This window comes from Oscillatoria sp. FACHB-1407 (genome assembly GCF_014697545.1).
Taxonomy (GTDB): Bacteria; Cyanobacteriota; Cyanobacteriia; order Elainellales; family Elainellaceae; genus FACHB-1407.
On the sequence record NZ_JACJSA010000026.1, the window covers coordinates 21,176 to 33,385 of the forward strand.

The following is a 12,210-nucleotide window of genomic DNA, read 5'->3' on the forward strand; positions in this document are numbered from 1 at the left end:
GTGGTTCCGCTTGAGGCGTCTTGCTCCGTTGCTGTTGATGGTGCTGTTTTTGGTGGGGTTAGCCGTGCCCGTCATGGCTCAACGGCAGTCGTCCACAACGGGTCTGGAGTTGATGCAACAAGCGCAGCGACTCAATCAGCAACGACGCTATCAAGAGGCGATCGCCCTGTTACAACAGGCAGCCCAGCAGTTTGCCACCCAGCCCGACCTGTTAAATCAAGCAACTGCCCTCAGCAATTTAGCCACTGTGTATGCTCACGTCGGTGCATGGCAATCCGCTAATGGGGCGATCGCCACCAGTTTGGAACTGCTCCAGGCTGCACCGACAACCACCGAACAGCAGCGGATTTTGGCAACGACCTGGGAGATTCAAGGGATTTTGCAGCTAGAACAGGGCAATGCTCAAGCCGCGTTAACCAGTTGGACTCGTGCGGCTCGCGAATACGAGGAGTTGGGCACCGACCATACCACATTTCAAAATCGGCTCGTGTCTATTCAAATCCAGCAGGCTCAAGCCTTTCAGGTGTTGGGGCTGATGCCACGAGCATGTCAAACTCTGTTAACCGCCCTTCAAATCACGACATTGACCTGTGAAATCACCCCTGACACGTTAACGGCCCTCAACCGTTCCTCATCGCTGGAGTCAATTCAGGCGATGAATGCCCTGGGGCATGTGTTGCGAGTCCTGGGTCACCTAGAGGCATCCCAACAGGTGCTCTCGCTGGCATTACAACAAGCCCAACCACTCGGTCAACGCCAACTGATCGCTGCCATCCAGTTACATCAGGGCAATACCCTACAGGCGATCGCCAATCAACCAACTTTAGCCCCAGATCAAGTAGCACAACTCACTCAGGCAGCACTGACCGCTTATCAACAGGCAGCACAGCAAGCGACACAAGCCGAAACCAAACTACAAGCGCAACTCAATCAACTGAGCCTGATCCTCCAACAAGGGGATTTGGACACCGCTCAAACCTTGGGGCAAACCCTGACTCCACAAGTCACCCAACTGCCTGCAAACCGCTCTGGCATCATTGCTCGGATTCACCTGGCAGAGCAGTTGCTGCAATTGGCGACGCGATCGCCCATTCCGCCAAACCTGCGCGATTTACCAGCCCTCCTGGCGGAAACAATGCAACAGGCAGAGCAACTGGGTGATCCGCGTTTGCAAGCCTATGCCCTTACCAGTCAAGCCCGATTTGAAGAACTGCAACACCGCTGGCAAACAGCCGAAGCGATCGCAAATCGTGCACTGACACTGGCTCCGGTCGCTCAATCCCCCGACATTAGCTATCAGGTCTTTTGGCAACTGGGACGGATTCAGAAAGCAAAGGGCAACCGAACTGAGGCGATCGCCCAGTATTCCCGTGCCGTGGAGGTGTTAAAGTCACTGCGGGGAGATCTGGTGGCGACTACCTCCGATGTGCAGTTTTCCTTTCGTGAGCGAGTAGAGCCGATTTACCGGGAATTGGTCAGCCTCCTACTCGACGAAGCCTCCCCCAGTGAAGCCAATCTGCGACAAGCCCGACAGGTGATCGAATCGCTGCAACTGGCAGAGCTAGACAATTTCTTTCGGGATGCCTGCGCTGATACGGTGCCGCTGTCGATTGACGAGATCGATCCCACGGCTGCCGTGCTGTATCCCATCATCTTGAGCGATCGCCTGGAGATCATCCTGGCACTACCAGGGCAAACCCTACAGCATTACGTTGTGTGGCAGTCTCAGGCTGATTTAGAACGGGTGATCCGCCTTGCACGTAATGCATTGCGTCCTACCGCCTTCGCCGAAGAATACCTGCCCCCGGCTCAACAACTGTACGACTGGCTGATTCGCCCTGCTGAAACTGCACTCACCACAAAAGGGATCAAAACGCTGGTCTTTGTGCTGGATGGGGCTTTACGCAATATCCCAATGGCAGTTTTGCATGATGGACAACGGTTTTTAATTGAGAGCTATAACCTGGCACTGACATCGGGGCTACAACTGTTGTCTCCTCAGCCGTTACAGAGCCGTTCTTTGAGTGCCCTGGTTGGTGGATTGAGTGAAGCCAATCAAGGGTTTGACCCATTGCCTGCCGTAGAGCAAGAAATCACTCAGGTCAGCCGCGAAGTGCCCACAGAGATCCTGCTCAATCAGCAATTCACTCCCACCAACCTGCAACAGCTCATCATCGATCGCCCCTTTCCTATCTTGCATCTCGCGACTCATGGACAGTTCAGCTCATCAGCAGAGCAAACTTTCCTGCTGACCTGGAACGATCGCCTTACCGTTCGCCAACTCGACGCTCTACTGAAATCACGCGATGAGGTCAATTCACCCCCCATTGAGCTATTGATCCTGAGTGCCTGTCAGACAGCAGCAGGAGATCAGCGGGCAACGTTGGGCATGGCGGGCATTGCCATTCGCTCTGGAGCACGCTCCACCCTGGCGAGCCTCTGGCTGGTCAACGACCAACCCACGGCTGATCTGGTGAGTGAGTTTTATCGCCAGTTTGCTAAAGCACGAGTCAATCGGGCGGCAGCCCTGCGTCAGGCACAACTCAAACTGCTGGCAAACCCTGAATCGCAGCATCCCTTCTATTGGGCAGCGTTTGTGCTCGTGGGCAACTGGTTGTAGCTAGTCGGGGCGATCGCCCAGAGTATAGACCTACACCGTGAGAGGCACGATTCATCGCATCTGTCCTGTTGAGTACCTTTCATTCGACGCCCGTCCTAACCAACCCTTCGTTGCCATATATAGCCCTACGCATGTGCATAGGACATAAGGGGGTGTGGGGGCTGCGCCCCAGCCAGGGGTTCCACCCCTGCACCCCGTCCTAACCTTAGTGAGTACTGCTATATAAAAAGAAACCGTAAAGATGTGTGCATATTTGGAGGGGAGTTAACGTCTAAATAGATAATTGAGGGATATATTCTGCTGACATCACCACGGTGTGTCTTTAATAAATTCTGTTCTATAACAACCGTTGAGACATCTGGAATCAAGGGATTTGGGGGTTTCCCCTCAGTCCGGGGTTATACCCCTAAACCCGTTCTACCAGTCCTAAGACTGCTATGGAGCGTTTATCAAAAATTTGTGAACCGGGGGCATAGTGGCTCTTGTTATCAGTTCAAAGATTTATCCCTATACTCTGTCCTCAATGGAGGTCGAAGGCTCTTAATCTGATGCCGCTTTTATCAAAGGCAGCGTTGCAAAAAGCGACTTCACAGCCATTTAGGATTACGTCCGTTTCGGGTGCCCTGCGATCGCCCCTATGTGATCTCGGTCGTGTTGTTCAACCATTGCGAGGTGTTGAATTGTGTTACTTCAATTACCCAAACTCAGGATCTTACTAGCAGGGCTGCTGATCTACGGATTGCTGCCGTTCTCAGTGGTGGCAGTTGACGCTAGAGCAGCAGAGATTGGATTTGAGCCGTCACCCGACAACGGTCGCCCTAATCGCACAACAGCGGGAGGCTCTCGCAACCCCGGTTATTGCCCTAACGATCGCTCTGTCAGCCAGCCTTTAGCCGCTGTGCCATCGACTCAGTCCGCTACAGGGCAGGCTGCCAGCCAGACGGTTGATCCCCTGGCTGTTCAAATTCAGGTGCCAGAAACCTCTGCCCGCGCTGCTGAGTTTAGCCTGTTTGATGAGTCAGGTCGGGGAGTGTATCAGACCCGCCTGGCGTTGGAGCAACCTGGCATCATTCGGATTGCCCTCCCAGAAGCTGCTTCTCAGTTGCAGTCCAATCGTCGATATCGCTGGGTCTTTTCGTTGATCTGCCAGCCCGACGATCGCTTACAAGACCGTTCTGTTTCTGGGTGGATCCAACCAGCCCAACCTTCTACAACACAAAATTAAGTTATTCAACGATTGACTAAAATTGGGTTAATGTGGACTGAAATTCACAAGTCCATCATTTGGGGTCACGCAGGTTACAAACAGGGGCACGGACTTCTCGGCTGAGAGCAAACATTAGGCTTTTAACTGTAGCGATCGCAGCGCACCAGGTTTTATCAATCGTGTGGAAACAACAACTTAAACGGCTTGAGCAGTGGCGCAGTCTCGGCATCACAGCCGTGGCGGTGTCATGTTTGACGATTGGTTTACGACTCACCGGGGGGTTGCAAATTCTAGAATGGACGGTGCTCGATCGGTTCTTTCAGCATCGCCCACTGGAGGCACCCGATTCGCGCATTGTGTTGGTCACGATCGAGGAAGCGGATATCACCCGGTTGCAACAGTGGCCCATCTCAGATGCAACCTTAGCCGACGCACTGGAGCGTATCAAGCAACAGCAACCCAGAGTGATCGGGTTAGATATTTATCGTGATCTTCCGGTTGAACCAGGACATGATCAGTTGGTCACGCTGTTTCGATCGACCCCCAACCTGATTGGCATTGAGAAGGTGACCTCTGGCGTAGAAGGTCAGACGATACGAGATGGTTTCCCCGATGGGGCGATCGCTCCCCCACCCATCCTGGCAGAGCAGGGACAGGTGAGTGCCAGCGACCTGGTGCTCGATGACGATGGCACCCTGCGGCGAGTGCTGCTCTCCCTGGAGAACGCTGATGGGGAGACAGTTCTGGGCTTAGGCAGCCGATTGGCACTGATCTATTTAGCAGCAGAGGGGATTCAGATTGAGACGATCAACCCCGATCGAGGGCATGTTCGTCTCGGCAAAGCAGAATTTTTTCGGCTACAAGCCAATGATGGGGGCTATGTCCGCACTGATGTGGGTGGCTACCAAATTCTCTCGAATTTTCGGCACTTCCAGCAGGAGTTCACTCGTGTTTCTCTGTCTGACCTGTTAGCAGGACGAGTGCCTGCGGATCTGATGCGCGATCGCATTGTGTTGATTGGCACTACTGCCGCCAGTGTGAGCGATCGCCTCAACGCCCCCCGCCTGGATAACAGCGACAACCTGCCGGGGGTTCCCGGGGTGATGATCCATGCCGACATTACCAGTCAGTTGTTGAGTGCGGCTCTGGAGGGTCGCCCAGTATTGCGAACCTGGTCAGAGGCAGGGGAATGGGTCTGGATCGGAATCTGGGCAGTCGTGGGATCATTTTTGGGGTGGCGGTTTCAATCTCCGCTCCGCACAGGGGTGACGACTTCGGCATTGTGTGGAGGATTGGGAGTCGGATCCTATATTCTCTTTTTGCAGGGCTGGTGGGTGCCTCTGGTGCCAGGGGTGATATCGCTGATGGGGGCAGCGGTGGTGAGCAAGAGTTATCGCCTCTGGAGCCAACTGTTGCAGTCAAAACAGGAATTAAGCGAGTATGCCTCGACGTTGGAACAAAAAGTTGCGGAGCGAACCCAGGAGTTAAACGACAAAAATCAACAACTGGAACAGGCAAAAGAGGCAGCGGAAGCGGCAACCCGCGCTAAGAGCCGTTTTCTTGCTACCATGAGCCACGAACTGCGAACCCCTCTCAACTCTATTATCGGTTTCTCAGAGTTGTTGCTGGAGGACATCCCCGTAAATGCCCCAGAGCATCGCCAGGTCAACATCATTTACCAGAGCAGTTCTCATTTGTTGAATTTGATCAATGATGTGTTGACCATGTCGAAGATCGAATCAGGACGCACTACGCTTAACCTGGACTGCTTTGATTTGCAAGCCTGTGTGGATACATTGGTGCAGATGTTTCGTCAGCAAACCAACTCTAAACAATTACAACTCCTGTGCGATCGCGCTCCCGATGTGCCCCAACTGGTAACTGCCGACGAAGGTAAGCTGCGTCAGGTGTTGCTCAACCTGTTGAGTAATGCAGTCAAGTTCACTGAACAGGGGCAGGTCACGTTGCGTGTCCGAATCGCAGATGAGACGACCACAGCCACCGAGAAAGAGGCAGAGCCATCATCACCATCGCCTGTTTTATTGTTTGAGGTCGAAGATACGGGATGTGGTGTGGCTGAAGCAGAGCTAGACAAGCTGTTTCAACCGTTTGAGCAGACCGAGGCAGGGCGGCGATCGCAACAGGGCACGGGGTTAGGACTGGCAATCAGTCGAGAGTTTGTGCGATTGATGGGAGGCGATATCTCCGTTGAGAGTCGCGTCAATGTCGGGACGACTTTTCGATTCTTAATTCCGGTGCAGGTGGGCGACCTCTCTGAACGGGAGGAGATCTTTAACCATCAGGTGAGGGTTTCTGATGAGCAACCCAAATACCGCATCCTGATCGCTGAAGATAATGTAGTTAACCGCACGTTGTTGACCTACATCCTGGCATCGGCAGGATTTCAAGTCCAGGTGGCAGAAGACGGGGAGGCGGCCATTCAACTCTGGCAAACCTGGCATCCTCACCTGATTTTTATGGACATCAATATGCCTGTCATGGATGGATATGAGGCGACTCGACAGATCAGGGCGATCGAAGCCTCACTGACGACTCCATCCACCTCTACCCCACAGATATCACCGCGAGTGGGGCAATCAGACGAGATTACCGCTCCGACGTGGGCTGACTACAACGGAGACAGTAACTCTAGGGATATTGCCTCCAGTTTTTCCAGTTCCCTCTCGTCGCTGCAAAGCACAGCCCTACCCGCCCACAATCAACCTGCTCGAACTGTGATCATTGCTCTAACTGCCCACACGTTTGATGAAGAACGACAGGCGGCGATCGAGGCAGGATGCGACGACTTGCTCTCCAAACCGTTTAAGAAAGAAGTGTTGTATCAGATGATCACGACTCATCTTTCGGTCAACTACGTGGCGATCGACAAAAAAACTGAATCACTCACCTGACGAAAAGCCCACAGGTGAGGCAGTTTCCGGAAGGCTGCCTTGCTCAAATTACAGCCGTGTGCAAGGGGTGCATCTGACGGCTAAGGGAGTGGCGGTTAAAACCGCAGACTTCGGCGTGAGCTCAGTCGAACGCTACCAGAACAAAACCTGCCTACGCCGGTTCAAAACCTCAGTCCCCGTCGGCGGACTTCACTCCAATCGCCGCGAATTCATTCGCCGAGTTCAGTCCCCAATCATTAAATGCACCCCTGCGGAAGCCCTCGTCATTTCTGTCACAATCCCTAGCGCGAATTGCCTGAAGAGGCGAGTGTCCCCACAGGTAGAAGACAGACGTTAGCGATCTTGTTGAAACTGAAGGGATAATTGCAGCGCAACAGGTTGCATGAAGAAAGTAACCGCTCACACTAACTCCCTTTGGACACACCTGACGAATGCTCGATTGGTTCGCTACCTACTGTTGTTTGCACTAGCATGGGCGATCGCTCAAGTTCTTGCCTATTTTGAAACCGTTCTGGTTATATTTATCTTCGCGGCAATTCTGTCATTTTTACTCAACTATCCGGTGAAATGGGCGTGTCGAGTCATACCCCATTGGTTAGCTGTCACATTAGTGTTTCTGATCACCCTCTTCGTTTTCGGTGGGTTGATGGCGACGTTGGGGTTGGCAGCGATCGCCCAAACGCAGCAATTTTTAGAGCAGGCTCCTCAACTGTTGGAATCAGCGATCGCTGTATTAAACGGTCTGCAATCCTTTTTACGCAGCCGCAACATTACAGTCGATTTCAGCACCTTTGAAGCCCAGTTAAGAGAACAAGCCCTTGGCATCATTGGCATGGGATTTGCCACTTTGCAATCAGTCTTATTCAGTCTGCTAGATTTGATTTTGATTGCGGTAGTCAGTTTCTTTATGTTGTTGGATGGTCAACGGCTATGGGGACTGCTGATGAAGCTGTTTCCATCTCATCTTCGGCAGGAGTTAACCGTTGCTATTCAAAAGAATTTTTTGGGTTTCTTTTGGGGTCGTTTTCTACTCTTTCTATTCTTTAGCGCATCTGCATTTTTAGTATTTATTGTGCTTGATATTCCTTATGCGCTAGTGATGGCAGCGATCGCAGGAGTGTTTGATCTGATTCCTGGTATTGGTGCAACCATCGGAATTAGCCTTGTGTGTCTAATCATCTTGCCTCAAGGGATTCTACTATCTCTAAAAGTGTTAATCAGTTGTGTATTGCTACAACAAATTGAAGAAAACTTGTTAATGCCGAGGATTATGCAGGGTTCGATCAATATGAACCCAGTGATCATGTTTTTTGCATTATTAGTTGGGGCACGAGTTGCAGGATTAGTCGGTGTATTTCTCTCCATTCCGATCGCAGGAGTGATTATCAGTTTCCTAGATGTTGATGAAATTCGAGGTGATCAAACAACAACTGAGAGCCAATAACCCTTTGATCGCATCTTTTGACTGTAAGCGACACCAATTTGAACTGAATGGTTTGTCAGTAGCTTCTTGGGCGATCGCTAACCAGAAGTGTGTCATGCTCATCCTTCGGGTCAGACATCCTCTAACTGAGTGTAGATGAAACAAAGGGAGAACCGATGGCATGGTTTTTCAGAGTAGACCTTTTAGAAGCGCGAATTCAATCAGTTCGATATTCGGTAGGGGCAGGTTTTGCTGTCAAATCCATTGCAGAGCGCAGACTCGTCTGCTAAGCCCGCCTATACAGTTTACGAATTTATTCAATCCACGAGCCTAAGCGGTCACGCTCTCGTCATCTTTGCAGTTGACGCTGAAAAAATCACTTTGTAAGTCTAGCCAACAGGGGAAATTGGATGAAGGGGCTAAAGGGAAAGACTGCGTTGATTACGGGTGCGAGTTCGGGGATTGGACAGGCGATCGCCATTCGTCTGGCAGAGGAAGGTTGCAACATTGCGATCAACTATCGCAAAAGTTTGGAGGGAGCCGAAGATACAGAAGACATGGCAATGCAACAGGCTTGCGGTCAAGTGGAAAGCTGTGGCGTTCAGTCACTCCTGGTGCAGGGAGATGTCTCTAATGAGGAAGACATTCGTGAGGTAATGAAGACGGTTGTCGATAAATTTGGGGGTTTGGATATTCTCATCAACAATGCGGGAATCCAAACGGAGCGGGCATCTCACGAAGTCCCCACCGATGAATTCGATCGCGTCATTGGCGTGAATTTGCGCGGTGCTTACCTGTGTGCCAGAGAAACCATCAAACAATTTCTCATGCAACAACGGGGTGGGGTCATTATCAATATTTCCAGTGTGCATGAAGTGATTCCGCGCCCTATGTATGTTAGCTATTCCATCAGCAAAGGCGGTATGGGAAACCTGACCAAAACTCTGGCGTTGGAGTATGCAGATCGGGGCATTCGGGTCAATGCGATCGCCCCTGGTGCCACGATTACACCCATTAATGAAGCCTGGACAGAAGATCCGGCAAAACAAGCCGTCGTTGAGAGCCACATTCCTATGGGACGGGCGGGAACTTCGGAGGAGATGGCTGCTGCTGTCGCATTTTTAGCCTCTGACGAGGCGGCTTACATCACTGGGCAAACTCTGTTCATTGATGGCGGATTAACCCTCTACGCCGATTTCCGAGAAGCCTGGTCTGCGTAATGTAACGTGAATTCGGGATAAGGATTTCGGCGGTTAAAACCGCCACTATCGGAGCAAAACCAACCTGCGTTGGTTCGTCAACTCCTGCCTTTTCCGGAGTCCACATCGGCGGACTTCGTTCTAGTACAGCAAAAAATAAGGTTTGAAAGGGTGAAGGGGTTCCACCCCTTCTTGGGAGCGAAGCCCCCAAACTCCCTACATTGCCGAACTTTGCGTTCGCAACACTAGTAGCGACGAATCCATTCGCCGGGCTCTTAAATGTGGCTACGGCTATATAGCACCTGGCAACCCAAACCCTGCACCTAAAATCATGCCATCATCAGTTGTTGAATCCGTTGCGGTTCTTTGCCTAGCCAGTCGGGATGTTGTGCTGTGCCGTCGAAAATAGAGGACGTTTTAAACGGTTCGTATTCTCCGTTGGCTCCGGCTTCTGCGGTTTTGGCTAATAACGTCTGTACCTGTTCATCGGTCATCGGTTGAAACGTTCTCACTGCCTCAAATGCCTGATCCAGCAACTCTAAACGGTCAATGCCTGTGATTACAACGGAGGTTGGTAGATTCAACGCATAGTGGAGACACTCGATCGGTGTTACAGTCTGCGATCGCAACAGAATCCCATTCGCCATGCTTTTCATACCCAGGATGCCAATGTTGCGTTTGACCAGTTCCGGCACGACCATTTTGGCAAAACTGCGATAATGAGCATCCATCACATTCAGTGGCATCTGCACTGTATCAAAGTGGAATCCCCGACGTTCAGCGACCTCCACCATGTGTAGATGAATCGCCGGATCTTTATGTCCCGTAAAGCCGATAAAACGGAGCTTGCCTGCTTGCTTTGCTTCGAGTAGGGCAGCGTGGGCACCTTCTGGCTCAAAGATGCGGTTTGGGTCTTCAAATCGCAAAATTTCGTGGTGTTGCACCAGATCAACATGATCCACTTGCAGACGTTGGAGCGACTCATCCAACTGTTTCGCTGCTTCTTCCTTAGAACGACCGTCAATTTTAGTCATGAGAAATACTTTGTCGCGATAGCCATCGCGCAACGCCTTCCCCATGCGGCTTTCACTGGCTCCGTAGTTGTAGTCCCAGCAATTATCCATAAAGGTGATGCCACGGTCGATCGCTGTGCGAACGAGGCGAATGGCTAAGGCTTCATCTACGTGTTTGAGGCTGAGATGCCATCCTCCCAGCCCGATCGCCGAGACTCGCTCGCCTGTGCTGCCGAGTTCTCGATATTGCATCTCTGAGTTAGACATAAGTTCCTGTGGTCGTTTTGGCGTTTTGCAGATCGTTTAGCTCAACCGCATCATGGCTACAAAAGAGGGTGACATCGTGGCGATCGCGCACTAGCTCCCGGAGTCGATTCTGGTTATATAACCGCATTGCCCGGTTGACCTCCATCAACGTCTGGTAAGCCCGCAATCCGGGAGTACAGCGGTATTGAGCATCCATTTCATGACGATAGAAGTAAGCATCTCCTGCGTGGAGCAGCCATCCGTTTGAGGTCTGAATCGCAATTCCGGCGTGCCCTTTGGTATGACCCGCCAGCGGAATAAAGAGAATCTCTGGTGGTAGCCCCTCTAGCTGACGGACTGCCTCAAAGCCAAACCAGGGTTCCCCGGATGCTGTGTAGTGTCTCCACTGCCGGACTTCATCCCACTGTTGTGGGCGATAGCGTTGTCGGGTGATGAATCCGTGGCGATCGCGCACTGCCTCCATTTCGGGTTGCATGACGTGAACCGTCGCTTCCGGGAAGTCTTCCAGCCCACCCGCATGGTCAAAGTCTAGATGGGTCAATACGATATGCCGCACATCCCTCGCCGAAAAGCCAAGCTGCTCCACCTGAGCGATCGCGGTGTCTTTACGATTGAACCGAATGCCATTGACGTGAATAAAGAAGGGACTGAGTCGTTGGTAGGGCGACGTCACATCCTGTAGCCCAAACCCCGTATCGATCAAAACAAGTCCTTGATTTGTTTCAACCAGTAGGCAATGACAAACGAGTTGGGCTGTCAGACTTCGACTAAAACCGTCAAACAATGCCCCACCAAGAGGACACATACAACCGCAATTGAGGTGATGAATGTGCATAACAGTTCTCCACTACGACCTCACCTTTGCTCAACCTCAGAAGCCTCAATCTTCTGCTGGAGTGGCAGTCAAGTGGCGATCGCCTTTAACCCCTATCATCCTAAGCACGTCACTAAGGGGTTGCGTCTTCCGGGAGGTATAGCCACCGACGCAGGTTTTCTTCTGGTCGCTCTTATCTACTACAGGATTTGACGAACCGACACAGGTCGGTTTTGCTCCTATCGCGGCGGTTTTAACCGCCAAAATCCTAATCCTAAATTCACGTTAAATATAGCTTTGGTCAGAAAAAGGTGATTTCACCGCTTGAACTGACTCAGGTTTACCTCGATCGCATTCAAACCCTCGATGCTCGCCTCAACAGCTTCTTCACGGTGATGGCGGAAAGAGCCACAGCGGAGGCAAAAGCCAAAACGGAACAGTTAGCAGGACAGGTTGACCCCGCTTCATTGCCAGCGTTTTTTGGCGTTTCCATCGCTATCAAAGATTTTGTGGACAGAATACCCGGTGCCAATGACGGTCTGATTGCGGTTGCTTTGCTCGTCAACGTTTGTTTGCAGGGAGAGTGACAGAAGCAATTGACGTTTACTCAGCGGATGACAGCTATAAACCTTAAGAATGAGCTGTTTGTCCAGGGTCAGGAGTAAGCTTATACTCCGAGACTATAGCGATATCCGCTGGGATGAAGTATGGGGTGTGGGGGTGAACCTCTCACGCAGGGCACACTGCCCCTGTAA

General features: G+C 51.7%; 9 protein-coding genes. 6 read left to right on the forward strand and 3 right to left on the reverse strand.

All coding sequences use genetic code 11. From position 1 onward, the window contains the following. Window positions 1–10 precede the first annotated feature (10 nt). From H6G89_RS29350 to H6G89_RS29370, 5 genes are all read left to right on the forward strand, one after another. On the forward strand, window positions 11–2,620 hold the full coding sequence (locus H6G89_RS29350) for a CHAT domain-containing protein (protein WP_242060175.1): 2,610 nt from the start codon (window positions 11–13) through the stop codon (window positions 2,618–2,620). A gap of 682 nt (window positions 2,621–3,302) precedes the next feature. After that, window positions 3,303–3,845: a DUF928 domain-containing protein gene (locus H6G89_RS29355; RefSeq protein WP_190513416.1), complete on the forward strand. Its 543-nt coding sequence runs from the start codon at window positions 3,303–3,305 to the stop codon at window positions 3,843–3,845. A 161-nt stretch (window positions 3,846–4,006) separates the two neighbouring features. Then, window positions 4,007–6,739, forward strand: coding sequence for a CHASE2 domain-containing protein (locus tag H6G89_RS29360; protein WP_190513418.1), 2,733 nt, complete (start codon window positions 4,007–4,009; stop codon window positions 6,737–6,739). A 382-nt stretch (window positions 6,740–7,121) separates the two neighbouring features. Then, complete coding sequence (locus tag H6G89_RS29365; RefSeq protein WP_190513420.1) at window positions 7,122–8,183, forward strand: AI-2E family transporter; 1,062 nt, start codon at window positions 7,122–7,124, stop codon at window positions 8,181–8,183. A gap of 389 nt (window positions 8,184–8,572) precedes the next feature. Further along, window positions 8,573–9,382 (forward strand): glucose 1-dehydrogenase, encoded by an 810-nt coding sequence (locus H6G89_RS29370; RefSeq protein WP_190513422.1) that lies wholly within the window; start codon window positions 8,573–8,575, stop codon window positions 9,380–9,382. 308 nt (window positions 9,383–9,690) lie between these two features. Here H6G89_RS29370 and H6G89_RS29375 read toward each other — a convergent pair whose 3' ends face one another. Genes H6G89_RS29375 through H6G89_RS29385 form a run of 3 tightly spaced genes read right to left on the reverse strand, consistent with a single transcriptional unit; the run spans window position 9,691 to window position 11,719 of the window. Beyond that, entirely contained in the window at window positions 9,691–10,641 is a 951-nt protein-coding gene (locus tag H6G89_RS29375; protein WP_190513424.1) for an aldo/keto reductase, read from the reverse strand. Further along, entirely contained in the window at window positions 10,634–11,476 is an 843-nt protein-coding gene (locus H6G89_RS29380; RefSeq protein WP_190513426.1) for an MBL fold metallo-hydrolase, read from the reverse strand. Before H6G89_RS29380 ends, H6G89_RS29375 begins: the two co-directional genes overlap by 8 nt. Before the next feature lie 45 nt (window positions 11,477–11,521). Beyond that, a complete protein-coding gene (locus H6G89_RS29385) occupies window positions 11,522–11,719 on the reverse strand; it encodes a hypothetical protein (protein WP_190513428.1) in 198 nt (65 codons plus the stop codon). Window positions 11,720–11,766: 47 nt separating this feature from the next. On the opposite strand from H6G89_RS29385, the gene H6G89_RS29390 reads away from it, so the two are divergent. Continuing rightward, window positions 11,767–12,042, forward strand: coding sequence for an amidase family protein (locus tag H6G89_RS29390; RefSeq protein ID WP_309230122.1), 276 nt, complete (start codon window positions 11,767–11,769; stop codon window positions 12,040–12,042). Window positions 12,043–12,210 lie beyond the last annotated feature (168 nt).

What these genes read in the sequence shown, in the direction of transcription:
- H6G89_RS29365 (WP_190513420.1), top strand. Translation starts at nt 7,122, where the DNA reads ATGAAGAAAGTAACCGCTCACACTAACTCCCTTTGGACACACCTGACG.
- H6G89_RS29370 (WP_190513422.1), top strand. Translation starts at nt 8,573, where the DNA reads ATGAAGGGGCTAAAGGGAAAGACTGCGTTGATTACGGGTGCGAGTTCG.
- H6G89_RS29375 (WP_190513424.1), bottom strand. Translation starts at nt 10,641, where the DNA reads ATGTCTAACTCAGAGATGCAATATCGAGAACTCGGCAGCACAGGCGAG.
- H6G89_RS29380 (WP_190513426.1), bottom strand. Translation starts at nt 11,476, where the DNA reads ATGCACATTCATCACCTCAATTGCGGTTGTATGTGTCCTCTTGGTGGG.